The 24557-nt window shown below is 72.7% G+C and carries 25 protein-coding genes; 12 read left to right on the top strand and 13 right to left on the bottom strand.

All coding sequences use genetic code 11. The features are described from left to right. Window positions 1–4: 4 nt before the first annotated feature. Genes hrpB through QCZ28_RS15835 form a run of 3 tightly spaced genes read right to left on the bottom strand, consistent with a single transcriptional unit; the run spans window position 5 to window position 3682 of the window. Entirely contained in the window at window positions 5–2545 is a 2541-nt protein-coding gene (gene hrpB, locus QCZ28_RS15845) for an ATP-dependent helicase HrpB (RefSeq protein WP_279517371.1), read from the bottom strand. 28 nt (window positions 2546–2573) lie between these two features. Then, window positions 2574–2774 carry a DUF397 domain-containing protein gene (locus QCZ28_RS15840; RefSeq protein WP_279517370.1) on the bottom strand — a complete coding sequence of 67 codons (201 nt, stop codon included), beginning with the start codon at window positions 2772–2774 and terminating at the stop codon, window positions 2574–2576. Window positions 2775–2815: 41 nt separating this feature from the next. After that, window positions 2816–3682 carry a helix-turn-helix transcriptional regulator gene (locus QCZ28_RS15835; protein ID WP_279517369.1) on the bottom strand — a complete coding sequence of 289 codons (867 nt, stop codon included), beginning with the start codon at window positions 3680–3682 and terminating at the stop codon, window positions 2816–2818. Between the two features lie 140 nt (window positions 3683–3822). On the opposite strand from QCZ28_RS15835, the gene QCZ28_RS15830 reads away from it, so the two are divergent. From QCZ28_RS15830 to QCZ28_RS15820, 3 genes are read left to right on the top strand one after another with little or no spacing between them, the layout of a single operon-like run. Next, on the top strand, window positions 3823–4449 hold the full coding sequence (locus QCZ28_RS15830) for a GPP34 family phosphoprotein (protein WP_279517368.1): 627 nt from the start codon (window positions 3823–3825) through the stop codon (window positions 4447–4449). A gap of 48 nt (window positions 4450–4497) precedes the next feature. Further along, a complete protein-coding gene (locus tag QCZ28_RS15825) occupies window positions 4498–6006 on the top strand; it encodes an APC family permease (protein ID WP_279517367.1) in 1509 nt (502 codons plus the stop codon). After that, window positions 6003–6593 (top strand): GNAT family N-acetyltransferase, encoded by a 591-nt coding sequence (locus tag QCZ28_RS15820; protein WP_279517366.1) that lies wholly within the window; start codon window positions 6003–6005, stop codon window positions 6591–6593. The genes QCZ28_RS15825 and QCZ28_RS15820 overlap by 4 nt, the downstream gene beginning before the upstream one ends. Window positions 6594–6700: 107 nt before the next feature. On the opposite strand, the gene QCZ28_RS15815 is transcribed toward QCZ28_RS15820, so the two are convergent. Further along, window positions 6701–7525, bottom strand: coding sequence for a SigB/SigF/SigG family RNA polymerase sigma factor (locus QCZ28_RS15815; RefSeq protein ID WP_030335027.1), 825 nt, complete (start codon window positions 7523–7525; stop codon window positions 6701–6703). Between the two features lie 377 nt (window positions 7526–7902). On the opposite strand from QCZ28_RS15815, the gene QCZ28_RS15810 reads away from it, so the two are divergent. Then, entirely contained in the window at window positions 7903–8652 is a 750-nt protein-coding gene (locus QCZ28_RS15810) for a hypothetical protein (protein WP_279517365.1), read from the top strand. Here the strand turns inward: QCZ28_RS15810 and QCZ28_RS15805 are convergent. Then, complete coding sequence (locus QCZ28_RS15805; protein ID WP_279517364.1) at window positions 8601–10190, bottom strand: phospholipase D-like domain-containing protein; 1590 nt, start codon at window positions 10188–10190, stop codon at window positions 8601–8603. The genes QCZ28_RS15810 and QCZ28_RS15805 overlap by 52 nt on opposite strands. Window positions 10191–10324: 134 nt before the next feature. Here QCZ28_RS15805 and QCZ28_RS15800 point away from each other — a divergent pair, with 134 nt between their 5' ends. Next, on the top strand, window positions 10325–10453 hold the full coding sequence (locus QCZ28_RS15800) for a hypothetical protein (RefSeq protein WP_256443318.1): 129 nt from the start codon (window positions 10325–10327) through the stop codon (window positions 10451–10453). Window positions 10454–10517: 64 nt separating this feature from the next. On the opposite strand, the gene QCZ28_RS15795 is transcribed toward QCZ28_RS15800, so the two are convergent. Both QCZ28_RS15795 and QCZ28_RS15790 read right to left on the bottom strand, forming a co-directional pair. Then, window positions 10518–11504, bottom strand: a complete 987-nt coding sequence (locus tag QCZ28_RS15795; RefSeq protein WP_279517363.1) for a pirin family protein — start codon at window positions 11502–11504, stop codon at window positions 10518–10520. An 11-nt stretch (window positions 11505–11515) separates the two neighbouring features. Further along, window positions 11516–11998: a MarR family transcriptional regulator gene (locus tag QCZ28_RS15790; protein ID WP_279517362.1), complete on the bottom strand. Its 483-nt coding sequence runs from the start codon at window positions 11996–11998 to the stop codon at window positions 11516–11518. Window positions 11999–12155: 157 nt separating this feature from the next. Here QCZ28_RS15790 and QCZ28_RS15785 point away from each other — a divergent pair, with 157 nt between their 5' ends. Further along, window positions 12156–12689, top strand: coding sequence for a GNAT family N-acetyltransferase (locus tag QCZ28_RS15785; protein ID WP_279517361.1), 534 nt, complete (start codon window positions 12156–12158; stop codon window positions 12687–12689). A gap of 60 nt (window positions 12690–12749) precedes the next feature. Here the strand turns inward: QCZ28_RS15785 and QCZ28_RS15780 are convergent, their stop codons facing one another. Next, window positions 12750–13238, bottom strand: a complete 489-nt coding sequence (locus QCZ28_RS15780) for an FBP domain-containing protein (protein ID WP_279517360.1) — start codon at window positions 13236–13238, stop codon at window positions 12750–12752. A gap of 48 nt (window positions 13239–13286) precedes the next feature. On the opposite strand from QCZ28_RS15780, the gene QCZ28_RS15775 reads away from it, so the two are divergent. Both QCZ28_RS15775 and QCZ28_RS15770 read left to right on the top strand, forming a co-directional pair. Next, window positions 13287–13856 carry a TetR/AcrR family transcriptional regulator gene (locus tag QCZ28_RS15775; RefSeq protein ID WP_030335014.1) on the top strand — a complete coding sequence of 190 codons (570 nt, stop codon included), beginning with the start codon at window positions 13287–13289 and terminating at the stop codon, window positions 13854–13856. Window positions 13857–13889: 33 nt separating this feature from the next. After that, entirely contained in the window at window positions 13890–14477 is a 588-nt protein-coding gene (locus QCZ28_RS15770; protein WP_279517359.1) for a DUF1684 domain-containing protein, read from the top strand. A 46-nt stretch (window positions 14478–14523) separates the two neighbouring features. Here QCZ28_RS15770 and QCZ28_RS15765 read toward each other — a convergent pair whose 3' ends face one another. Then, window positions 14524–15111, bottom strand: a complete 588-nt coding sequence (locus QCZ28_RS15765) for a general stress protein (protein WP_279517358.1) — start codon at window positions 15109–15111, stop codon at window positions 14524–14526. Between the two features lie 112 nt (window positions 15112–15223). Between QCZ28_RS15765 and QCZ28_RS15760 the strand changes: the two genes are divergently transcribed. Both QCZ28_RS15760 and QCZ28_RS15755 read left to right on the top strand, forming a co-directional pair. Further along, window positions 15224–17053, top strand: a complete 1830-nt coding sequence (locus tag QCZ28_RS15760) for a glycoside hydrolase family 15 protein (RefSeq protein WP_279517357.1) — start codon at window positions 15224–15226, stop codon at window positions 17051–17053. Window positions 17054–17098: 45 nt separating this feature from the next. Next, the gene (locus QCZ28_RS15755) at window positions 17099–17599 is read left to right on the top strand and encodes a YfcE family phosphodiesterase (RefSeq protein ID WP_279517356.1); all 501 of its coding nucleotides are present in this window, start codon (window positions 17099–17101) and stop codon (window positions 17597–17599) included. Window positions 17600–17704: 105 nt separating this feature from the next. Here the strand turns inward: QCZ28_RS15755 and QCZ28_RS15750 are convergent, their stop codons facing one another. Beyond that, window positions 17705–17920 (bottom strand): DUF3072 domain-containing protein, encoded by a 216-nt coding sequence (locus QCZ28_RS15750; RefSeq protein WP_279517441.1) that lies wholly within the window; start codon window positions 17918–17920, stop codon window positions 17705–17707. A gap of 325 nt (window positions 17921–18245) precedes the next feature. On the opposite strand from QCZ28_RS15750, the gene QCZ28_RS15745 reads away from it, so the two are divergent. Beyond that, window positions 18246–19184 carry an FAD-dependent oxidoreductase gene (locus QCZ28_RS15745; protein WP_279517440.1) on the top strand — a complete coding sequence of 313 codons (939 nt, stop codon included), beginning with the start codon at window positions 18246–18248 and terminating at the stop codon, window positions 19182–19184. 54 nt (window positions 19185–19238) lie between these two features. On the opposite strand, the gene QCZ28_RS15740 is transcribed toward QCZ28_RS15745, so the two are convergent. The 3 genes from QCZ28_RS15740 to QCZ28_RS15730 all read right to left on the bottom strand — a co-directional run bounded on the left by QCZ28_RS15740 (window position 19239) and on the right by QCZ28_RS15730 (window position 23482). Beyond that, entirely contained in the window at window positions 19239–20534 is a 1296-nt protein-coding gene (locus QCZ28_RS15740) for a cation:proton antiporter (RefSeq protein WP_279517355.1), read from the bottom strand. A gap of 106 nt (window positions 20535–20640) precedes the next feature. Further along, the gene (locus QCZ28_RS15735) at window positions 20641–21318 is read right to left on the bottom strand and encodes an HAD family hydrolase (RefSeq protein ID WP_279517354.1); all 678 of its coding nucleotides are present in this window, start codon (window positions 21316–21318) and stop codon (window positions 20641–20643) included. 31 nt (window positions 21319–21349) lie between these two features. Then, window positions 21350–23482: a SpoIIE family protein phosphatase gene (locus tag QCZ28_RS15730; protein WP_279517353.1), complete on the bottom strand. Its 2133-nt coding sequence runs from the start codon at window positions 23480–23482 to the stop codon at window positions 21350–21352. Window positions 23483–23680: 198 nt separating this feature from the next. Here QCZ28_RS15730 and QCZ28_RS15725 point away from each other — a divergent pair, with 198 nt between their 5' ends. Continuing rightward, a complete protein-coding gene (locus QCZ28_RS15725) occupies window positions 23681–24490 on the top strand; it encodes a hypothetical protein (RefSeq protein ID WP_279517352.1) in 810 nt (269 codons plus the stop codon). Window positions 24491–24557: the final 67 nt, after the last annotated feature.

The following is a 24557-nucleotide window of genomic DNA, read 5'->3' as shown; positions in this document are numbered from 1 at the left end:
GCGCTCAGCGCCGACGTGGCGTGGCGTGCCGGGTGGGTGTCGCCGTGGCCGGGTCCTCCGGCCATGGGTGCCGGGGATAGCGCCCCCGCAGCTCCGAGCGGACCTGCGGGTAGCCGGTGCGCCAGAACGACGCCAGATCGGCGGTGACCGCCACCGGCCGGCCGGCGGGGGAGAGCAGGTGCAGCAGCACCGGCACCCGACCGTCGGCGATGCGGGGGGCCGCCGGCCAGCCGAACGTCTCCTGCAGTTTCACGGCGAGCACCGGCGCGGCCGGGTCGGCGTAGTCCAGCCGGATCCGGGAGCCGCTGGGCACGTCGATCCGTTCCGGGGCCAGCTCGTCCAGGCGGGCGGCCTGCGCCCAGGGCAGCAGCCGGCGCAGCGCCGACGGCACGTCCACCCGGGCCAGGTCGGCCCGGCGTCGCGCGGCGGCCAGCTCCGGGCCCAGCCAGCTCGGCGCGGCGTCGAGCAGCGAGTCGTCGTCGACCTCCGGCCACGGATCACCCAGGTGGTGCCGCAGGAAGGCGAGCCGCTCGCGCAGCGCCCGCGCCGCCGGCGTCCACTGCAGCAGCCCGAGGCCGTCCTGACGCAGGCCGGCGAGCAGCGCGGCGGCCACCTTCGCCCGGTCCGGCCGGTCCAGCCGTCTCTGGACCAGCTCGATCGCGCCCAGCCGGGTCACCTCCCGGGCCACCACGTCCCCGTCGAACCAGCCGACCTCGCGGTCGGTGCGCAGCAGCGGGCCGGCCGCCTCTCGGGCCGTCGCCTCGTCCACCGGGCAGGCCCGGCGGATGCGGGCCGACGGCGCGCCGGGGGTGCGGTCCGCGACCGCGACCGCCAGCCAGTCGGACCCGGCCAGCCCCGATCCGGCGGCCAGCTCCGCGGCGGTCCCGCCGGTCATCAGGTACGCCGAACCGCCCGGCCGCCGCACCCGGGCCAACCGCTCCGGGTACGCCAGACCGACGAGCAGCCCGGCGGCGAGATCGTCGCTCAGCCGACCCGAGCCCTGGTGGCCGGTGGCGTCGACGCGACCCGTCGCCGGGGCACCGGTCGGCAGCGCGGCGCGCAGCCGGCGCACCTCGGCACGCCAGCGGGCGGTCGCGCCCGCGTCCGCGCCGGTGCGCAGCCGACGCCAACCGGCGACCAGGTCGTCACCGGGGCCGGCCGCGCTCTCCTCGGCGAGCACCGCGACCACCTCGGCGGCCCGGTCGGCGCCGACCCGGCCGGCGCCGTCGAGCAGCGCCCGGGCCAGCCGCGGATGCGCCCCGGCGGCGGCGATCGACCGCCCCCGTGCCGTGATCCGACCGTCGGTGTCGACAGCGCCCAGGGTCCGCAGGGTGTCCCGGGCGACCGTCATCGCGGCGGCCGGCGGCGCGTCGGGCAGCGCGAGCCCGACGCCGTCCGGTCGGCCCCAGGCGGCCAGCTCCAGCGCGAAACCGGTCAGGTCGGCGGTGGCGATCTCCGGCTCGGCGCGGGCGGGCAGCCGCTCGTGGGTCGCCGCCGACCAGCAGCGGTAGACGTACCCGGGGGCCTCCCGGCCGGCCCGGCCGGCCCGTTGGGTGGCGGCGGCCCGGGAGACCGGCACGGTGACCAGCGCGCCCAACCCACGGGCCAGGTCGATCCGGGGCACCCGGGAGAGCCCGGCGTCCACCACGATCCGCACGCCCGGGACGGTCAGACTGGTCTCGGCCAACGCGGTGGCCAGGACGACCCGCCGCCGGTCCGCGCGACGCAGGGCGGCGTCCTGCTCGGCGCCGCGTTGACGGCCGTGCAGGGGCAGGAGCGCGACAGTGTCCCGCAGGTCGGTCAGCCGGCCGGTGACCGCCGCGATCTCGCCGGCCCCGGGCAGGAAGACCAGCACGTCGCCGTCGTGCTCGCGCAGCGCCCGCCGGACGGTGGCGGCGACGTGGTCGAGCAGGGCCCGGTCCACCGGCCCGGCCCCGGGCGCGGCGATCGGGCGGGCCGGGGGCGCCCAGACCCGCTGCACCGGATACGACGCCGAGTCGGCGCGGACCACCGGGGCCGGGCTGGGCCCGCCCAGCAGCGTGGCGAACCGGTCGGTGTCCGGGGTCGCGGACATCGCCAGCAGCCACAGGTCCGGCCGGAGCGTGGCGCGCGCCTCCACGGTGAAGGCCAGCGCGAGGTCGGCGTCGAGTTGGCGTTCGTGGCACTCGTCGAGCAGCACGGCGCCCGTGCCGGGCAGCTCCGGGTCGTGGTGCAGCCGGCGGACCAGCAGGCCGGTGGTGACCACCTCGATCCGGGTGGCCGGGCCGACCCGGCGTTCGCCGCGTACCGCGTAGCCGACCCGCTCACCGACCCGTTCGCCGAGCAGCTCGGCCATCCGTCGGGCAGCGGCACGCGCCGCCACCCGGCGGGGCTGGGCGATCACCACCCGACCGGTCACCCGGTCGGCCACCGCCAGCGGCGCGAGGGTGGTCTTGCCGGTGCCCGGCGGGGCCACCAGCACGCCGGCGCCGGCCTCGTCCAGTGCCGCTACCAGCGCCGGCAGCACCGGACGGACCGGCAGGTCGAGGGTTACGTCGGAGAGCACGGCCCAGTCTCGCACCGGCCCGGGTGGGTCAGGAGCGACGGACCTCGCCGACGCGGCGTACGAAGGCCTGCCAGGGCACCGCACCGAAGGCGAGCACCGGGCCGGAGCGGTCCTTGCTGTCCCGGACGGCGACCTGACCGTCGACTGTCGCGACCTCCACGCAGTTGCCGTTGCCGCTGCTGCGCGTGCTGGTGCGCCAGTCCGCTCGGGTCAGGTCGTACGCCGTCATCCGCGGTACCTCTCGTCTGCGTCGGCGTGCCGCAGAAGCGGTCACGCAAAGTTACGAGAAGCATGCTCAAGACGGGTCAACGACGCCGTCGGATCGAGCGCCATCCGGCACAGCTCCTCGTGCAGAAGGCTATACCCGAGCACATGATCGGCTTCCTCCAGAGCCAGCCCCATCGTGAGGTTATCCAGGTAAACCACTGACGCGTCGCCGGCGTCGGCAAAGTGGAGGATCACGTACGGGGTGCTCATCGCCGGATGTCCGCCGGCCGCGAACGGAAGTACCTGAATTGTCACGTTGGGTAGTTGCGCGATCCGGCTCATGTGGACCAGTTGTTCGGCCATCACCGCGGTGCCGCCGACCGGGCGCAGCAGCACCGCCTCATTGATCACCACCGACAGGTCGACCGGGTCGTCGCGGCGCAGCACCTCCTGCCGGCGCAGTCGGGCGGCGACCTTGCGCTCCAGCCCGTCCTCGCCAGCGGTGCGCCGGAAGATCTCCCGGGCGTACGCCTCGGTCTGCAGCAGTCCGGGCACCGACTCGGCCTCGTACGTGCGCAGCGTCGCCGCCTCGGCCTCCAGCCCGACGTAGAACTCGAACCACTCGGGGAGCACGTCGCTGTAGTTCTGCCACCAGCCCCGCTGTTGGGCCCCTCGGGCGATCTCGATGAGCGCCTCGGCATCCGAGCCGGTCACCTCGTAGAGCGCGAGGGCGGCCCGGACGTCGCGTGGCTTGATGCCGATCTGCGCGGTTTCGATCCGGGAGAGGTTGCTCTTCGACATGTCGAGCTGACGGGCGGCCACATCGAGGGTCATGCCCGCGCGTTCCCGAAGTTGACGGAGTTCCCGCGCGATGCGGCGTCGCCGGACGGTCGGGCTGGCAGCGGGTCGGATGGCGGGGGTGGCGGTCACCGTCCGAGTCTGCCACGACAGATTCGCAGGTCGCGCCTGCACGGAGTGCAACTTTCAAATCTGGGAGTTGCGTTGCAGTAGCTGTCGGTGCATCCTTTCCCGGTCGCGATCACTGTGGACACACCTGTGCGGGAGGACCGTTGCTCATCGCCGACGAGTTCTTCCTGATCGCACACAACGACAGTCGTGGCAAGGCCAAACTGCACCCGGCGGCGACGGGGCTCGGGCTCGCCGGCGGGCTGCTGGGCGAGCTGATCCTGTATGGACACATCACCGTGCTGGGCGGGCAGGTCACCGTCATCGACCGTCGCCCGCCGGCCGACGCGCTGGCGCACACCGTGCTGGACCAGTTGGTCGGTGAGTCCCAGCACCGGGAGTTGAACACCTGGCTGAGCTTCCTGGCGCAGAGCGCGACGACCTCGGTGGGGGAGCGGCTGGCCCGCGCCGGGGTGCTGCGCCGACAGGAGAGCCGCCGGCTGCTGCGGACCACAGTCACCTACCTGCCGATCGACCTCAACGCGGTGGCCTGGCCGGCCACCCGGCTGCGGGCACTGCTGGACCGGCCGGACCCGCCGGGTGTGCCGGACGCGCTGCTGCTCGGCCTGGTCGTGGCCGCCGGGCTGACCCGCGAGGTGCTGTGGAGCGCCGGCCCCCGGGCCCACCACCGGTTGAACGTCCTCATCCCCGCGCTGCCGGCCCCGCTCAAGGAACTCGTCGGGCACACCGAGGCCGCCGTCGGCGCCGCCGTGCTGCGCGGCATCCCCTGACCCGTCCCGGTAACCCCCAACCCTCCCCTCGACAACCGGAGTAGTCGTATGCCCCCGACATCGACAGTCGACCGACCCAGCAACGTCTCCGAAGCCCTGGCCCGAGGTCGCCTCGGGATCCCGTCGGTCATCTTCTTCGTCCTCTCCGCCGCCGCGCCGCTGACCGTGGTGGCCGGCGTCGTCACCACCGGCTACGGCGTCATCGGGGTGACCGGAATCCCGTTGGCCTTCCTGCTGATCGCCGCGGTGCTCGCGCTCTTCTCGGTGGGTTACGTGGCGATGTCGCGTCGGGTGGAGAACGCCGGCGCCTTCTACGCCTACATCTCCCGGGGCCTCGGCCGACCGGCCGGCGTGGGCGCCGCCTGGGTCGCGCTGATCGCGTACAACGCGTTGCAGGTCGGGCTGTACGGCACCATCGGCGCGGCGGCCCAGCCGGTGCTGGACCGGCTCTTCGGCGGGCACCCGCACTGGGCCGTCGTGGCCCTGGTGGCCTGGGCGTTGGTCGGCCTGCTCGGCCTGCTCCGGGTCGACCTCAACGGCATGGTCCTGGCCGCGCTGCTGGTCGCCGAGATCGTGGTGGTCCTCGTCTTCGACCTGGGGCAGATCAGCAACCCGGCCGACGGTCAGGTCGGCTTCGCCTCGTTCTCGCCGGACAACCTCTTCGTGCCCGGCCTCGGCGCGGTGCTGGTGCTGGCCATCCTCGGCTTCGTCGGCTTCGAGTCGGCGGTGGTCTTCAGCGAGGAGAGCAAGGACCCGAAGCGGACGGTGCCGCTGGCCACCTACCTCTCGGTGGCGATCATCGCCGGGCTGTACGCGCTGTCGTCCTGGACCATGACGGTCGCCGTCGGCCAGGACCAGATCGTCGCCGCGGCCGGCGAGCAGAGCGTCGAGCTGATCTTCAACCTGGCCGCCGCACAGCTCGGCGACACCGTGGTCACCATCGGGCAGGTGCTCTTCCTGACCTCGGTGCTGGCCGCGATGATCTCGTTCCACAACACCACGGCCCGCTACACGTTCGCGCTCGGTCGGGAGCGGGTGCTGCCGGCGGTGTTCGGGCAGACCTCGGCCCGAACCGGGGCGCCACGGGCCGCCTCGGTGGCGCAGAGCGTCCTCGGGCTGCTGGTCATCCTGCTGTACGCGATCAACGACTGGGACCCGGTGGTCCAGTTGTTCTTCTGGGTCGGCACCACCGGCGGCTTCGGCGTCCTGCTGTTGATCGCCACCACCTCGGTGGCGGTGATCGCCTACTTCGCCCGCTCGGCCAGCGGTGAGAACCTCTGGCGGCGGGCCATCGCGCCCGGCCTGGCCACCATCGCGCTCTTCGTGATCATCTGGTTGGCCGTGTCGAACTTCGCCAACCTGCTCGGCGTCTCCCCGGACTCCACCCTGCGCTGGGCGCTGCCCGCCGCGTACCCGGTGGCGGCACTGCTGGGCATCGGCTGGGCCCTGCTGCTGCGCAGCAACCGTCCGGACACGTACGCCCGGATCGGCCTGGGCGCGGCGAGCGCCGCCGCCGTCACGTCGCCGCCGCCGGCCGCCGTGGAGGTGACCCGATGAGCGTGGTCATCGAGCGGCTCGGACCGGAGGAGACCAGCCTCGTGGCGGGTCGGATCGCCGAGGCGTTCACCGTCCTGGAGGTGACGACGTGGCTGGTCCCGGACGCGAGCAAGCGGGAGGCCGTGCTGGCCGGGGACTTCGAGATCCTGGTCGGGCACGCGATGCGGCACGGCGTGGTGCACGCCACGGCGGATCGCGCCTCGGTCGCCGTCTGGTTTCCGTCGGTCGGCGAGCCGGCGCCGCCGCCGGCGGACTACGACGCCCGACTGGCCGCCGCCTGCGGCGAGTGGACCGACCGGTTCCAGCACCTCGACGAGCTGTTCGCGGCGAACCATCCGCATCCGGATCACCACCACCTCGCCTTCCTGGCGACCCGGCCGGACCGGCAGGGGCAGGGGTTGGGTAGCGCGTTGATGCGCCACCACCACGCCTGGCTGGACGCCAACGGGATGCCGGCGTACCTGGAGGCGAGCAGCCCGCGCAGCCGGGACCTGTACGCGAAGCACGGCTATCTGGCCGGCGAGCCGTTCCGGGTGCCCGACGGCACGCCGTTCTGGCCGATGTGGCGGGAGCCGGTCGGCCGCTGACCCGTCCGGGTCGACGCGATCGGGGATCGTGCTGTCACGTCGACGTGACAGCACGGACAGCGAGCAGGGCCGGGTCCATCGGACCCGGCCCTGCTGGCGTGAACCGGTCAGTAGGTGCCGTCGAGCTGGCCGCGCAGCTTGGTCAGCGCCCGGGTCAGCAGCCGCGAGACGTGCATCTGCGAGACGCCGATCTGGTCGGCGATCTGCGACTGGGTGAGGTTGCCGTAGAAGCGCAGGGTGAGGATCTTCTGCTCGCGCTCGTCGAGGGTGGCCAGTGCCGGGCCGAGGGCGACCCGCAGCTCAGCCAGCTCGAACTCGCTGTCCTCGCCGCCGAGCATGTCGCCCAGCTCGGTGGCGCGCTCGCCGTCGCCGGTCGGGGTGGACAGCGACACCGCGTTGTACGCGCGGGCGCCCTCCAGGCCCTCCAGCACCTCTTCCTCGGTGAGCTTGAGGTGCGCGGCGATGTCGGCGACCGTCGGCGAGCGGCCGAGGGTCTGCAGCAGCGAGCTGTTGGCGTCGGAGATGGCCAGCCGCAGCTCCTGGAGCCGGCGGGGCACCCGGATGTCCCAGGTCCGGTCGCGGAAGTGGCGCTTGAGCTCGCCGATGATGGTGGGGATCGCGTAACCGGCGAAGTCGACACCGCGCGAGGGGTCGAACTTGTCGATGGCCTTGATCAGGCCGATCGCGGCGGTCTGCGCCAGGTCGTCGTTCGGCTCGCCGCGCCCGCTGTAGCGGTGGGCCAGGTGGTTGGCGAGCGGCAGCCACGCCTCGATCGCCCGGTCTCGCAGCGCGGGGCGCGACGGGTGGTTGGCGGGCAGCGCCGCCATCGCGTTGAGCACGTCGGCAGCGCTGTCGGTGAGAGCGCGCGGGTCGAGCTTGGCGCTCGCCTTGGCGGCGGTGCTCGGCTGCTCGGTGATCGTTGGCGCGGTCATGGGTGGTCCTCCCTGCACCTCGTCCACGGACAAAGAGACGTGACGCTTTGGTTTAAGTTCCAATGGGCCGTTCGGGAGTCACCTTAACCTGATCGTCTCCCCAAAATCTAGCCGAAAGGTTGATGTACTTAAGGGGTGTCGGACAACAAAACGGGCAAACCGTCAGGAAGTTGGGGTCGCTGTGAGGAGCCTTACCCGCTTTCCCGGCCGCAGAAGCGCTGCCCGGTCGTCCCACCGGCTCCACCGATCGGCCCCCGGGCCACGTCGACCGGTCAACACAAAATCCGACAAGTCGGCCGGAGTGTCGACTATCCGTCCTTGTCCCGCTGGCGGGACCGGCCGTAGCGTCGCGTGTACACACCCGGTTCGGAGGCACCGTGCTCGATCCAACCGCTCCCCAGCTCGTCGTGAACAGCCGCACCCTCTACTTCAGCTGGTTGCCGGCGGATCCCGACGCCGTCGCCGCCCTGGTCCCCCCGGGGCTCAGCCCCCGCCCCGATCGGCAGGTCTTCCTCAACCAGTACGTCGTCGACGACGAGACGCAGACCTCCGGCTTCGGTGCGTACTCGCTGACCTACCTCGGTGTCTCGCTGCTCGGCGTCGACGCGCCCGGCGGCCTCAACGCGGGTGGCTGGTGGACCCACTACGTGGCCTCCAGCCGACTGGTCCGTGAGTACGCTGTCGCCCGCGGCGCGCCGGTGTTCGCCGGGCGCACCCGGATCGAGGTGACCGGCGAGGACCTGCACGCCGAGACGGAGATCGACGGCACGACGGTGATCCGGGCGCGGTGCCGGGTGGGGGAGACCGGGCACGCGATCAGCAGTGGGCACCACCGCTACTTCACCCGACGCGACGGGCAACTGCTCAGCTCGGCCTACCCGTTCGTCGCCGAGCCGGTCGCCCCGTTCGAGATCGAGTCGGTGGAGTTCCTCCAGCGCGGCCACCCGATGTACGCGCTGCGCCCGGCCAACCCGCTGACCATCGGCTTCGGTTACTACTCACCGCGCTCGTCGTTCGCCTACCCCGGTGGGTTGAACGTGTACCGGGCCCCCGCGCCCGAGCCGACCCGGCCGCTTCACCAGGTGCCGGCCAGTCTCGCGCGCAGCGGCCTGCCGTCCGGGTCGTAGACCAACCGGTACACCGGCAGCGCCCACGCCCGGGTGTACCACGGCAGCCGTTCGGGGCGGTGCGGGCGCAGTCGCCCGGGCGGCCGGTCACCCACCTGGCCGTCGTCGTACCACTGCTGTAGCGCGTCGGCGGCGGCGGTGACGGCTGCGACGGCGTCCGCCGGGTCCAGCAGGTCCGCGTCGTCCCGGCCGTCCGGGTCACGGTCCAGGTGCTCGCGCCACAGCCGCAGTCGCAGGTCCCGGGCGAAGCTGCGCGCGCCGTCGCCCCGCCCCGCCGGGTCGGTGGGCTCCCGCTGGTCCGGCGTCTCGTCGAGCACCGCACAGGACAACTCACTGTCGTGCGTCCAGGACCGCCGGTTGAAGTTGTCGCTGCCGACACTGGCCCACACGTCGTCGACCACACACACCTTCGCGTGCACGTAGACCGGGCCGCCGGCCTGGTTCTCCACGTCGAACACGTGCACCCGGTCCGGTGCGGCCCGTTCACACAGCGACAGCGCCTGCTCGCGCCCGACCATGTTCGGTGGCAACGCCAGTTTGCCGTCGACGTCCGGGTGGCGGGGAACGACAGCGATCAGGTGCAACTCCGGGTTGTCCCGCAGCGCGTGCGCGAACAGGTCGGCGACCTCGGCCGACCAGAGGTACTGGTCCTCCAGGTAGATGAGTCGACGGGCCCGACGGACCGCCTTGGTGTAACCCCGGGCCACGGTCCGCTCCCCGTCCGGTGCGAACGAGTAGCGGGGACGGACGGCCGGATAGGTGCGCAGCACCTGGATCTGGTGCGGACCGCAGGGCGGCGGATCCGCCGGCTGCTCGGGCAGCGGGTCGGGGCGCAGGTCCGAGCCGCGCAGCCGATCCCGCAGGTAGGCCATCGGGTTCTCCGAGTCCAGCGGCATCGGGTCGGTCCAGCGTTCCCGGAACAGGGTGTCCAACGCGCCGACCACCGGACCGCGCACCGCGAGCTGCACGTCGTGCCAGGGCGGATTGGGCCCGTACCGCTGGGACATCTGCACCGGCTGCGGGTCCCCGTGGTGCGCGGCGTCGTCGCGGCGGCTGTGGCACAGGTCGATCCCGCCGGCGAAGGCGATGTCCCGCTCGGGTGCGCCCGGGTGCCGCAGCACCACGAGCTTCTGGTGGTGCGAGCCGCCGCGCCGGACCCGTTGGTCCAGCAGCACCTCCCCGCCGGCGGCCGAGATCGTCTCGCTGAGGTCGCGGTTCTCCGCCTCGCTGTACGCCAGGACATCGAGGTGCGACCGCCAGATCAACCCCTTGACCACCACGCCGCGTTGGGCGGCCTGCGCGAAGAGCTGGGCCACGGTCGGGCCGTCCGGGCGCAGCCGCTGGTCCGGGTCCCCCCGCCAGTCGGTGAAGAACAGGTGGTCCCCGGCGCCCAGCGCCTCGACCTCGTCGACCAGCCGGTCGAAGTAGGCGGCACCGTGAATCAACGGCTCGGCGAGGTTTCCCGTGGTCCACACGGGTATCCCAGAGACCGGGTTGGCGCGTTCCTCAGCGGTGAGAAACCAGTCCTGCAACGGCACCGTCCAGCCCTCCTGGAGGTCGGCAACGTCCTCACGGTAGGACCCCCGCCGCGGGTCCGCACGCCAGGCGAACCGAGCGGTGACCTGGCCAACGCCATCGCAAGTGACGCGACAACAGCCGAGGAGGCCACACGATGCCCCGCGACACGACGAACCCCATGACCGAGAACCGCGAGCCGGCGGTGGAGAGCGAGCGGGGTGCGCTGGTAGCGGTGTTGGTGATGGTGATTCTGGGTGTCGCCGGGATTTTTGCGGTCTCCTGAGGCGGCGCCGACGCCCCCGGGGTGAACCGGAGGCGTCGGCGCCGATCTCAGCGGTCGACCGTGGTCAGGGCCGGGTGCCCTGGCCGCCGGTGTGCGGGAGCCGCTCGGTGGGGATCACGCCGAGGCGACCGGCCTGGAAGTCCTCGAACGCCTTGAGCAGCTCGTCGCGGGTGTTCATCACGAACGGGCCGTACTGTGCCACCGGCTCCCGGATCGGCTGACCACCCATGATGTAGAGGTCCAGCGCCGGGGTGTTGCTGTCCTGCGTGGTGTCGGCGCTGAACCGCAGCGCGTCACCCGGGCCGTGCACCGCGAGCTGGCCGGTACGCACCGGCCGCCGGTCGGCGCCGACGGTGCCGCGACCGCCCAGCACGTACACCAGGGCGTTGAAGTCGGGGCGCCAGGGCAGGTCGACCTGCGCGCCCGGCTGCACGGTGACGTGCGTGATGGTGATCGGGGTGAAGGTCGAGCCCGGGCCGCGGTGCCCGGCGACCTCGCCGGCGATGACCCGGATCAGCGCGCCGCCGTCAGGCGTGGTGAGCAGCGCCGACTCGCGCCCCCGGATGTCCTGGTAGCGGGGCGGGTTCATCTTGGCCGAGCGGGGCAGGTTGACCCACAGCTGGGTGCCGTGGAAGAGCCCGCCGCTGACCACCAGGTGCTCCGGTGGGGCCTCGATGTGCAGCAGGCCGCTGCCCGCCGTCATCCACTGGGTGTCGCCGTCGGTGATGGTGCCGCCACCGCCGTGGGAGTCCTGGTGGTCGAAGACGCCGTCGATGATGTACGTGACGGTCTCGAAGCCGCGGTGGGGGTGCCAGGGCGTTCCCTTGGGCTCGCCCGGCGCGTAGTCGACCTCGCCCATCTGGTCGAGGTGGATGAACGGGTCCAGGTCGGCGGTCGACACCCCGGCGAAGGCGCGGCGGACCGGGAAGCCCTCACCCTCGAAGCCGCTGGGCGCGGTGGTCACCGTGCGGACCGGTCGGATCGTGGTGGCCTCGTCGAGTCGAGGCAGGCGGGGCAGGATGAGAACATTGTCAACGGTGATCGCGGGCATGTCGAAGGCTCCTAACGTGGGGCAGGGGTGGTCGAGCCGTCCCGCGATGCCCGCAGGCGCTCGCCGAGCCGATCGAAGACCCGGGTGAGGCAGGCGACCTCGGCGTCGTCGAGGTCGTCCATCAGATGGGTGCGCACCGACGCCAGATGGTGGGGTGCGGCTTCCCGTAGCGCGAGCAGCCCGGCGGCGGTGAGCACCGCCTCGCTGCCGCGCCGGTCGTCGGGGCAGGGCTCCTTGCTGACCAGGCCACGACGCTGCATGGAGGAGACCTGGTAGGTGAGGCGGCTGGGCGAGAAGATCAACCGGCTGGCCAGCTCGCCCATCCGGAGCCGCTGCCCGGGTGCCTCGGAGAGCAGGACCAGCACGTGGTAGTCGGGGAAGCTGAGGTCGCTGTCGGCCCGCAGGTCCTCCTCCAACTGGGTGTAGAGACGCTGGCTGGCCTCGATGTAGGCCCGCCAGGCGGCCTCTCGGGTGCTGTCCAGGCTCTCGGTCATGCCCACGACGATAGCACTACTTCAAAATTTAACTACTGTGGTTGGACGTTGTCTGGGTCACTTTCCTCACGTCTCACGAGCAACTCATGCAGTTTTGAAGGAAATATGGGGTAATCCGGCGGCGCGAAGGCCGTGCGGTGTGCCAGACTCCGGCCTCGTGGAACACGTGGAACTCGCTGCCGGCGAGCTGTTGCTGCGCCCCTGGCGGGACGAGGACGCTCCGGCGGTGCGCGACGCTCTTCGTGACCCGGCCATCGCCCAGTGGAACCCGCAGGGTGACGGCCTGATCGACGACGAGGTGGCGCTGCTCTGGGTACGCCGCCGCGCCGACTGGTCCGCCGGGGACCACGCCTCCCTGGCGGTGACCTCGGCGGCCGACGGCGACCTGCTGGGTTCGGTGTCGCTGCACCACATCCGGCACGGCGACGCCTCCATCGGCTACTGGACGGCGCCGGCGGCGCGCGGGCGTCACGTGGCGCTGCGCGCCGTCGTGCGGCTCACCGACTGGGCGTTCGCGGACCTCGGGCTGCACCGGGTGGAGCTGTGCCACGCGGTGGCCAACCCGGCGTCCTGCCGGGTCGCCGAGCGGGCCGGCTACCCGGCCGAGGGGACCCTGCGCGAGTCGTACCGGTACGGCGACGGCCGCCGCTACGACGAGCACCTGCACGCCCGCCTCGCCACCGACCGCTAGCCGGGGACCGACCGGCCGCCGTCGGCTGACCGGGGACGGACCCGCCGTCGGCGCGAACCGTCACTCGGTGACCTTGCGGAGGAACGCCGTGAGGGTGGCCCTGGTGCGGTCGATCTTCTCCGCCACTGTCAGCGTCTCGTGCATGCGCGGCCCGGCGTGCTTCTTGCCCCGCAGGTAGAGCGAGCAGGCCAGGTCGGAGCAGACGTACACGCCCACGGAGTTGCCCTGCCGCCCGCCCGAACCGGCCTTGCGCGCGGTCATCAGCGAGACGCCGTCGCCGGTGTGCGTGGTCAGGCAGAGCGAGCACATGCTGCGTCGCACCCGCCCGGTCTGCTGCGGTGCGACCCGCAGCGCCACGCCGACCAGCTCGCCGTCGGTCTCGGTGACGAGATAGGCCCGCTGCGGCGCGGCGGGGTCCCGCCAGCCGAGGAAGTCGAGGTCGCTCCAGGATCGCGCGTCAAGATCATGTGGTAGGGCCAGCCGCTTCGACTCGCCCTGGGTGGTGTTGACGAAGGACGCGCGGATGGCGGACTCGGTTGGGGCTAACATAGGTGCCAGCCTAGTCCTACTAGGCAAAAAACTAGAGGGGTGTGTTGGATGGCACGTGCCGGGGTGACCGCCGAGCGCCTGACGCTGGCCGCAGCCGAGCTGGCCGACGAGGTGGGCGTGGAGAACGTGACCGTCGCCGCGCTCGCCCGCCAGTTCGGGGTGAAGGACGCCAGCCTGTACTTCCACCTGAGGAACGCGCACGAGCTGCGGGTCAGGATCGCTCTGCTGGCGCTGGCGGAGCTGGCCGACCGGGTCGCCGACGCGCTCGCCGGCCGGGCCGGCAAGGACGCGCTGGTGGCCTTCGCCAACGCGTACCGCGACTATGCGCGCGAGCACCCGGGCCGGTACGCCGCCATGCAGATCGACCTCGACCCGGAGACCGCCGCCGCGAGCGCGGGCGTCCGGCACGCGGAGATGACCCGGGCGATCCTGCGCGGCTACCGACTCTCCGAGCCCGACCAGACCGACGCGGTGCGGATGATGCACAGCACGTTCCACGGGTTCGTGAGCCTGGAGCGGACCGGCGGGTTCCGGCACACCCCGCGCCCCACCGACGACTCGTGGTCGCGCGCCCTGGACGCCCTGGACGCCGTGCTCACCAACTGGCCACCGCGCTGAGCTGCCGCGGCGGCACGGCATAGGCTCGGTGCTGTGGATGATCTGGAGTTGGCCGACTGGCGGGAGCGGGTCGCCCGGCTGTACCTGTCCGACGTCGACCTGGCGGGCTTCCGGGCCGGCCGCGACGAACTCTTCGCCACCCACCCGCAGAGCCCGATCCTCGCACCGCAGCGGCCCGACTTTCCCGGGGTGCGCTACTTCCCGCCCAATCCGGAGGCCGTGGTCGAGGCGCCTCTGCGCCAGGCCAGCGGCGAGCTGCGCATCGACACCGGCGGCCCGGACGGGGTGGTCGCGTACCGGCGGGTCGCGGTGGCCGAGACGCCGTGGGGGCCGCTGACCCTCTGGTGGATCGAGGCGTACGGGGGTGGGCTGTTCGTTCCGCTGCGCGACGGCACCTGCGGGCGGGAGAGCTACGGAGGTGGGCGGTACCTCACCGACACGGTGAAGGGCACCTTCGGCCGTGGCGTCGAGCTGCTGCCCGGCGACCGGGTCCGGCTCGACGCCAACTACCTCTACAACCCCAGCTGCGCCTACGACGACCGCTGGGCCTGCCCGCTGGCGCCCCCGGAGAACCGGGTCGACGTGCCACTGCGCGCCGGCGAGATGGCGTACCACGACTGACCGGCCGCCCCGGCGTGGCTGCCGGGACGGCCGGTCGATCGTTCGCTCAGCGGGCGTTCGCCGCCGAACCGGGCATCTGCATCCGACCGAGCAGCTGTCGCGCCTGGTCGGCGAGCTGGGCGTCGACGGTCACCGCGTACTGGCCGGCCCGCAGTGAGCTGGCCGAGGTGAAGTCCCGCTGCCCGCCCGTCATGGCGTGCGCGACAGCGCCGAACACGGCACCCCAGATCGCACCGATGACCAGCCCGACCAGGATCACCGCCAGCCAGTTGCCGACGGTGAAGATGCCGAACAACAGGCCGATGAAGAGCCCGAACCAGGCGCCGGTGCCCGCGCCGAGCAGACCGGCCCGACCGGTGGTCATCCGCCCGAGCACCGTCTCCACCAGGGTGAGGTTGGTGCCGACGATGGCGCTGTGCTCCACCGGAAAGCGGTTGTCGGCCAGATAGTCGACGACCCGCTGCGCGCTCGGATAGTCCGGGTACGAGCCGATCGTCACGGTCGGCGGGCCGGTCTGCGGCCCGTGGCCGTCCCCGGCCGGTGTCGACAGGCGGCCGGCCGGCCCGGATGGAAGCAGGTCGCCACCCTGTGTGCCGGGCCGCCAGGCGGCGGCCGGCCCCGAAGCTGACGTCATGAGCATCCTCCCTCGTCAGCTCCCCGGGTTCCCCGCCAGGCCGACCGGTAACGCGGCCGGCGCCGTCTCGGCGGCAGGGGAATGCCACCTGACTGCCCGGGTAGGCAGTCAGGTGGAGAGCGGACAGATCAGCGACTACGGTTTCCTCGCCGACGGCCGCAGCGCGGCGCTGGTGGACCCCGCGGGTTCGGTGAACTGGTGGTGCCCGGGCCGGTTCGACGCCCCGTCGGTGTTCGCGCGGCTGCTCGACGACAACGCCGGGCACTGGTCCATCCAGCCCGAGGGTGACTACCGCGTCGACCGCAGCTACCTCGACGACACCCTGGTCCTGCGAACGGTCTTCCGCACCGCGAAGGGGGAGGTCGCGCTCACCGACGCGCTGGCCTTCGAGCCCGGCTCGCGCGGTCACGACATCGGCCTGCACTCGCCGCAGGTGCTGGTCCGTTCCGTGGAGGGGCTGTCCGGTTCGGTGCCGATGCGGGTGCACTACCGGCCGCGCTTCGAGTACGGCCGCACCGTCGCGTACCTGATCGAGCGGGAGGACATGCTGGAGGCCATCGCCGGGGCCGCCCGACTCACCCTGCGCGGCAGCGTGCGGTTGACCGCCGGCGACGGCGAGGCCACCGGGACGTTCACCGCCCGCGCCGGCACGAAACACACCTTCACCCTCGGGTACGCCCCGACCTACGACGCCCCGCTGCCCGAGGTGCCGGACGCCGACCAGACCATCGCCGACACCGTCGCCGGCTGGCGCTCCTGGTCGGACGAGCACCCGTACGACGGGCTCTACGCCGACCAGGTGCGGCGCAGCCGGCTGGTGGTGCAGGGCATGACGTACCGGCCCAGCGGCGCGGTGGTGGCCTCGGTGACCACGTCGCTGCCGGAGAAGCTCGGCGGGGACCGCAACTACGACTACCGCTACGTCTGGGTGCGGGACTTCAGCCTGACCCTGCGGGCGCTGTGGCGGACCGCGTGCCTGGACGAGGTGCAGCGGCAGTTCGCCTGGTTGGGCCGGGCGATGGGTCGCGTCGACGACCGGCCGGTGCCCATCATGTACGGGGTGCTGGGGGAGCGGGACCTCACCGAGCACCGACTGGAACAGCTCGGCGGCTACCGCGACAGCCCACCGGTGGTGATCGGCAACGACGCGTGGCAACAGCGGCAGACCGACATCTTCGGCGAGGCGATGGACGCCGCCTGGTTGATGCGCGACAAGCTGGAGCCGTTGGACCCGGAGGTGCGGCACGTGCTCCGGGTGCTCGCCGACCAGGCCGAGCGGGACTGGTCGTTGCCCGACGCGGGCATGTGGGAGGAGCGTGGCATCCAGCACCACCACGTGTCCTCGAAGGTGCAGTGCTGGGTCGCCCTGGATCGGGCGGTCCGCTTCGGTGACACGCTCGGCGAGCCGCAGGACGTGGCCCGCTGGTCGGCCGCCCGTGACGCGGTGCGCGCGGAGGTGCTCGAGCGGGGCTGGAACGAGCGGCTCCAGTCGTACACCGGGAGTTTCGAGACCGACGACCTGGACGCGTCGGTGTTGGTGATGCCGCTGGTCGGGTTTCTGCGGGCCGACGACCCGCGGATGCGCTCGACGATCCGCGCGGTGGAGCGGCGGCTGTCCCACGACGGCCTGCTGCGGCGCTGGGACGGCGACCCGGCGGGGTTTGTGATCTGCTCGTTCTGGCTGGTGTGCTGCCTGGCGCTGGCCGGTGAGCGGGACCGGGCGCACGAGTTGTTCCGGCGGCTGGCGGAGCGGGTCAACGACCTCGGGCTGTTCGCCGAGCAGATCGACCCGTTGACCGGGGAGCAACTGGGCAACTTCCCGCAGGCGTTCTCGCACATCGGCCTGATCAACGCGGCCGGTGTGCTGACCGACGTCGAGCGGGACCCGACGGTGCGGCAGAGCGGCATGCCCCCGGCGTACTTCTCCCCGGTGGACCGCTGAGCCGCGTCGCCGGTGGACGGTCGGGGCCCGGGGGACAATGCGGGTATGCGGCTGGTGCTCACGGCGGACACCCACGTACCGAAGCGGGCCCGGGACCTACCCGGGCCCCTCTGGGCGGCCATCGAGGCGGCCGACGTGGTGGTGCACGCCGGTGACTGGGTGGACGAGACACTGCTCGACGCCATGACCGCGCGCTCGCGCCGACTGATCGGGGTGTACGGCAACAACGACGGCCGGGCGCTGCGCGCCCGGCTGCCCGAGGTGGCCCGGGTCGAACTCGACGGTCTGCGGGTCGCGGTGGTGCACGAGACCGGGCCACGGACCGGCCGGGAGAAGCGGTGCGCGGCCCGCTTTCCCGACATCGACCTGCTGGTCTTCGGGCATTCGCACATCCCCTGGGACAGCGCGGCGCCCGGTGGGCTGCGCCTGCTCAACCCGGGCTCACCCACCGACCGCCGCGCCCAACCCCAGGCCACCTACCTGAGCGCCACGATCAGCGCCGGCCGCCTGACCGAGGTGACGCTGCACCGGGTCACCCGCAACTGACCGCGCCACGTGCAGTCCTGCGCCGTCGATCATGGAGTTGTGGTGGGTGACAAAGGGCTTGTGTCGCATCAAGTCGGCCACCACAACTCCATGCTCGACCGGGTATCACTGGCCTCGGCCCGTCTCCGCCTGGAGTTCGTCGATCTGCTTGGAAGCCTCGGCCTTGGTCAGGTCGGCCGGAACCTCCGCGTCCGCCTCCCGGGCCAGGGTGCCCAGGTAGGACTCCTGAGCCGCGGTGGGCGGCTCGTCGCCGGTGACCCACTCGTCCGGGTCCTTGATCGCGGCGTTCTGGTCGACCTGCTGGTTGTCGCGGTCCGTCATCGTCATTACCCCTCCTTCGAACAGGTGTGCCAGTACCCCGATCGTCGGCGGTTCATGCGCCCCGCCCCGGCCCGGCCCGGCCCCGCCCCGCCCCGCCACCGCCCGCCCCGCCCGCCCGTCCCGGGCGCTCGTCGCCAAGATCCGCGCAACATCAGGGATGTTGCTGTCTCGGGCGGGTCTGACACAGCAACATCCCTGAAGTTGCGTGGATCTTGGGCGTGGGGCGTGGGGCGTGGGGCGTGGGGCGTGGGGCGTGGGGCGTGGGGCGAAATCCTGGTCGTCGTCCGCCGCCTACGATCATCGGATGACGGTGGACCGGTCGGGTGTGGTGGTGGTCGGGGCGGGCATCGCCGGGGTGGCCTGTGCTGTCGAGTTGACCCGGGCCGGGGTGCCCGTGCGGGTCCGGGAGCGGGGGCACGTCCGGGGTGGTCGGATGGCCAGCAAACGCTTCCAGGGGCGGCCCGCGGACATCGGCGCCGCCTACTTCACCGCCACCGACCCGGACTTCGTCGCACTGGTCGAGCGGTGGCGCGCCGCCGGGCTGGTCCGCGAGTGGACCGACACCTTCCGGGCGTACGACCGGAGCGGGAACCACGAGGTGACCGGGCCGATGCGCTTCGCCGCCCCCGGTGGGCTGCGGTCGCTGGTCGAGCACCTGGCCGGCGCGGTGCCGGTGACCGTCGACCGGTTGGTGCTCGGCGTGGAGCCCGGCCCGGTCGTGGACGGCGAGTCGTGCGCGGCGGTCGTCCTGGCCATGCCGGGTCCGCAGGCCGCCCTGCTGCTCGACCCGGCCCTGACCGACGCCACAGCGGTGGTGCAGGCGCAGCGGTGGTCGCCGTCCCTGGCCGCGGTGCTGCGGTTCCCGCACCGGCGCTGGCCGGACTTCCGCGGTGCGTTCGTCAACGACCACCCGGTCCTCAATCTCGTCTGCGACGACGGCGACCGGCGGGGTGACGGCGCGCCGGTGCTGGTCGCGCACACGGTGCCTCAGTTCGCGGCCGGTCACCTGGCCCAACCCACCGGGGCCGGGCCGGCGATCGAGCAGGCCGTCCGGGACCTGCTCGGGCTGCCCGAGCAGGCCGTCGACGTGCACGTGCACCGCTGGACGTACGCGAAGCCGACCCACGCCGCCGCCGACGCCACCTACCACCTCGACGCCGACGGGATCGGCCTGGCCGGCGACGCGTTCGGCAAGCCCCGGGTGCAGAGCGCCTGGCGCTCCGGCCGGGACCTCGGCCGGGCCCTGGCCGCCCGGCTGGGCTGAACCAGCGCTCAGGCCGGGCCGAGCCGGCGTGGGCGGCGGGCCTGGGGTGGCTGCTCAGGCGTGCCCGGCCGCCGCGACCGGCCGGGCGTCGGCGTCCCGCTCGGCCGGGTCGGAGGTCCGCTCTCCCTCCCGGTCGAGCAGCTGCATGACCGGGGTCGCCGTCACGCCGTGCACCACGACGGAGACGAGCACCACCAGCCCGACGGTCGCCCAGAGCAGCTCGGCCTGCGGGAAGTCGGCCTTGGTGGTGGCGTACGCGAGGTAGTAGAACGAGCCGACGCCACGAATGCCGAACAACGCGATGACCCAGTGCTCGGCCGGGCGTCCCGGGGCGCCGCGCAGCGACAACCAGCCGATCAGCGGCCGCACCAGGAACACCAGGGCCAGCCCGACAGCGGCCGCCGGCCAGGTCAGCGGGCCCAGCAGACCACCCACGATCGCGCCGCCCAGCAGCAGCAACAGCACCAGGGTGAGCAGCCGTTCGACCTGCTCGGCGAAGTCGTGCAGGACCGAGTGGAACTCGTGGGTCCGCTCGGCGGCCCGGATCGCCCGTGCGGCCACGAACACCGCCAGGAAGCCGTACCCACCGACCACCTCCACCAGCCCGTACGCCAGGAACGTGGCAGCCAGCGCCAGGAAGCCCTCGGCGTGCCGGGCCAACCGCAGCTCGCTGGGCGCGCGGAAGAACAGCTTGCCGAGCAGCCAGCCGATCAGCAGCCCACCGCCGACGCCGACGCCGACCTTCCAGAGCACGTCCACCGTGAACCATTCGGCCAACCAGTCACCCGGGGCGAGGCTGGTCGAGGCGATGGCGATGGCGGCGTAGACGAACGGGAACGCCAGCCCGTCGTTGAGGCCGGCCTCGGAGGTCAACGCGAAGCGGACCTCGTCCTCGGAGTCCTCCACGTCGGTTGGCTCGCCGACCTGCACATCGGCGGCGAGCACCGGATCGGTGGGGGCCAGCGCGGCACCCAGCAGCAGCGCGGCGGCCGGCACCAGCCCCGCCCACCACCAGCCGAGCACGGCCACCGCCGCGATGCACAGCGGCATCGCGATCACCAGCAGTCGCCAGGTGGACGACCACCGTCGCCAACTCAACGGTCGGTCGATCTTCAGCCCGGCGCCCATCAGCGCGACGATCACCCCGATCTCGGTGAGATGGGTGGCCAGCTCCGGGTGGGCCAGCGGGTCCGGTGACGGCAGCCCGACAGGCAGCAGGAACACCAGCATGCCCAGGGCGAGAAAGGCGATCGGCATGGACAGTGGGCGGCGTTCCAGCACCCGCGGCAGGATGCCCGCGAGCAGAGCGCCCACACCCACCAGCGCGAACGCCACATCGACCGGCTCCACGGCACCACCTCTCCGCCGCACCCGCGAGGCGCGGGCAGGTGGTGACACACCTTGCCCCGCAAGGGCTCCGGCTATGCGCGTCGGTGCCGGGGAACCGGAACGATCCTCATCGGAGTCGGGTGAGCGGCGAGTCCGCCAGTTCGGACAGCAGCGCGGCCGGGTCGTCGTACACCGCGACGGCACCCGCACCGGCCAGCTCGCCGCGGCTGGTGCCGCCGCAGGTCAAGCCGACACAGGGGATGTTCAGCTTGCCGGCCGCCGCGACGTCCCAGACCGAGTCGCCGACGAAGACCACCCGCTCGGCGGTCAACCCGGACTGCGCCAGCGCCGCCTCCAGAATGTCCGGTGCCGGCTTGCTCTCCCGCGCGTCCGCCGAGGAGGTGACGGTGTCCACCACGTCGTCGGCGTTCAGCGCCCGGCGCAGCGCCGCCACCTCGTGCTCGGCGGCGGAGGTGGCCAGCACCACCCGCAGCCCCCGCTCGGCGCAGGCCCGCAACAGGTCGGCCGCCCGGGGCAGCGGCGTGAGCCGTTCCCAGTACTCGGCGTAGAGGGTGTCGTGCGCGTCGCGCAGCTTCTGGTCGGCGTCGCGGTCCCGCTCCGGGCCGAGGAGGTGGTCGAGGAGTTTGTCCGACCCCATCCCGATCGCGCGGTGCACCACCGCCATCGGCACCGGCTGGTCGGTCTGCCGTAACGCCTCCCACCAGCTCACCGTGTGCAGGTAGGTGGTGTCGACCAGGGTGCCGTCGACATCGAAGAGGACTCCGGCGAGGCGATCGGTGGCCATGGACGTCCTCCTGCCCCTGCCGGGGCTGGTCTCAGGGCTGCGGCGGCGTGAGGATCTCGAACCAGACGGTGGAACCGCGCACCGACGGGTCGGTGCCCCAGGCGTCGCTGAGCTCCTCGATCAGGCCGAGGCCGCGGCCACGACTGCTCAACGTGTCGGTACGGGCCCGGGTCACGGTGCCCCGGGTGCCGGAGTCGGCGACCGAGACGAGCAACCGCTCGGCGCTGAGGTCGATCTCCACCCGGGCGGCGGTGCCGGCGTGCAGCAACGCGTTGGTGGTCAGCTCGCTGGTGCAGAGCACCGCCGCCCCGATCACCGACTCGGGCACCTGCCACTCGGTGAGCTGGCCGGTCAACCAGTGCCGCACCCGGCTGGGCGCGGTCGGTTCGGCCGGCACCTCCATGCTCGCCGAACGACTCGGCTTGAGGGCGTGTTCGACAGCCAGGACGGCCACGTCGTCCTCGGTGCCACCGGGGAGGGCCGCGGTGGCCACCGCGCAGAGCGCGCGCGGGTCACCACTGCCGGCCTTGGCGACGGCGTCGCTCAACGTGGTCAGCCCGACGCTCAGGCTCTGCCGGCGGCGCTCCACCACCCCGTCGCTGAACAGAAGCAGAGTGTCTCCCGGACGGAACGCCACGGTCGTGGTGCCCGGCCGACCGCCCAGCCCCAGCGGCGGCCCGGCGGGCACGTCGACGTACTCGGCGTGGAACCGGCCGTCCGGGTCGCCGCGGCGGATCAGCGGGGCGGGGTGACCGGCGCTGGAGAGTGTCAGCTCCCGCCGCTCCGCGTCGATCACCCCGAACGCCACTGTCACGAACAGCTCGTGGGTGCCGGCCTCCGCGCCGAGGCTGGTCACCAGCCGGTCCAGGCCGGCCAGGACCGCGTCGGGTGCCGGGTCGGCCAGGGCCAGGGCGCGCAGCGCGGCCCGGACCTGCCCCATCCGCGCGGCGGCCTGCACGTCGTGCCCGGCGACGTCGCCCAGCACCACGCCGAGCGAGCCGTTGGGCAGCAGGAACGCGTCGTAGAAGTCGCCGCCGGCCGCGTTGCCGTCCACGCCCGGGTCGTAGCGGGCCGCGATACGCAGCCGGGGCAGGTCCGGCAGGTGCTCCGGCAACATGCTGCGCTGCAACAGTTGGGCCGTGCCGTGCTGGGTCTCGAACCGGCGGGCCCGCTCCGCGGCCTGGCCGATCAGCTCGGCCGAGGCGGCCAGCAGCGCCCGCTCGGCCGGTGACCAGGTGTGCGGAACCTGGTAGCCGACCGCCAGCCCGCCGCGGACCACCGAGGTGCCCAGCGGCAGGGCCGCCATCGCGCGGATCTTCTGGTCGTGGCGGTCCACGGCGGTGTCGCGCAGTGGTTGCCCGTCGCCGGTGAACGACGGACCGCCGGAGCGGGCCGCCTGCACCACGGGGGCCGGCCAGTCCGCCGGCGCGCGCCGCCAGAGCGGGGGAAGCCGCTCGTCGGCCTCGTCCAGCAACTCGCCACGGACCCGACGCACCATGCGCCAGCCGCCGCCGCCCTCGTCGACAGCGAAAGCGGCCTGGTCGGGGTCGAACGTGGTGATCGCGTACCGCAGCGCCACCCGGGCCACGTCGTCGAGGGTGAGGGTGCCGGCGAGCGCGGCGGCCACCTCGCTGAGGCTCTGCAACTGCCCGGTGACGTGGGTGGTCTCGGCCGCCACCGCCAACACGCCGACGATCTGCCCGACGCTGTCCCGCACCGGCGAGTAACCCCTGGTGAAGACCGCCTGTTCCACCGTCGCGGAGTGCCCACGCACCAGTGGCAGGGTGGACTCCTTCTCCAGGAAGGGCACGCCCTGCCGGTAGCAGCGCTCGATCACCGCACCGACGCCGGGCAGGGCCCAGATCTCCGCGAACACCTCGGCGGCCGGTCGGCCGAAGGCGCCCGGGTGTTTGCTGCCCAGCAACTCGGCGTAACCCGCGTTGTAGAGCAGGACGAGGTCGTCGCCGTACGCCAGGGCCATCGGCATCGGCGAGGCGAGGATCATCTCCACCACGGCCCGCACCGCGACGTCCCACTCGTCGGGTGGGCCCAGCGGGGTGTCGGCCCAGTCGTGGGCCAGCAGGCCGACAGCCGGGCCGGGCCCGGTGGGTGCGTCCGGGCCCGGAGTCGCTGGCGAGGGGACCCGTCCGACCGTTCCTGGCATGTTCGCAGCCTAGTCGGCCGGACGGAAAAGGCATCCGACCACGGCGGCGGGCCGTCGCCGCGTCCGTCGAGGTGGCCGTTCGGGCAGTTCAGGGCCCCTGTCCGGAGGTCTGTCGCAAAAAACGCGGCGCGCTGCGCGGACTGCCGGACCGGTTGCCGGGTATGCGCCCGGCGCAGTCCATGCGACAGGAGGGACATCATGCTGAAAACCCTCGCGGTCCGGCAGGCCGACATCGGCGATGCCATCGCCGACACCTGGAGGTCGGTGCTGCTCTTCATCCCGAAGGCAGTGGCCTTCATCGTCATCCTCGTGGTCGGCTGGCTCATCGCCAGAGCCGTCCTCAAGATCGTGGATACGGTGCTGGAACGGGTGCGCTTCGACCAGGCGGTCGAACGCGGTGGCATCAAACGGGCCCTGGAGAGAACGAAGTACGACGCCAGCGACATCCTGGCCAGACTGGCGTACTACGCCGTACTGCTGTTCACGCTGCAGTTCGCCTTCGGAGTCTGGGGGCCCAACGCGATCAGTGACCTGATCAGCGGCGTGGTGGCCTGGCTGCCGCGTGCGTTCATCGCGATCGTCATCGTGGTGGTGGCGGCCGCGATCGCCAACGCGGTGCGGGATCTGGTCACCGGGGCGCTGGGCGGGCTCTCGTACGGCAAGGTCCTGGCCGACCTGACGGCGATCTTCATCATCGCGCTCGGCGTGATCGCCGCCCTGAACCAGGTGGGTATCGCCACCACGGTGACCACTCCGGTGCTGATCGCGGTGCTCGCCACGGTGGCCGGCATCCTGATCGTCGGCGTCGGCGGTGGTCTCGTGAAGCCGATGCAGAACCGCTGGGACGGCTGGCTGCACCGGGCGGCCCAGGAGGCCCGGGCGGTGCAACAGCAGCGTCAGGCCACGTCGGCCGGGCGTAGTGACGTGGAGCGGCAGATGGCCGACCGCGGGGGTGACCGCACCCAGGCCATGCCTCGGGTGGACGAAGCCCAGCAGTACCGCTCGTAACGGGCGTAACGGCACGACGGTGGGGAGGGTGTTCCGCGTACGGCGCGGGACGCCCTCCCTTCGCGGG

The organism is Micromonospora sp. DH14, assembly GCF_029809455.1.
Taxonomy (GTDB): Bacteria; Actinomycetota; Actinomycetes; order Mycobacteriales; family Micromonosporaceae; genus Micromonospora; species Micromonospora parva.
The sequence above is the reverse complement of the archived record's forward strand: the minus strand, read 5'-3'. Positions and strand labels throughout refer to the sequence as shown.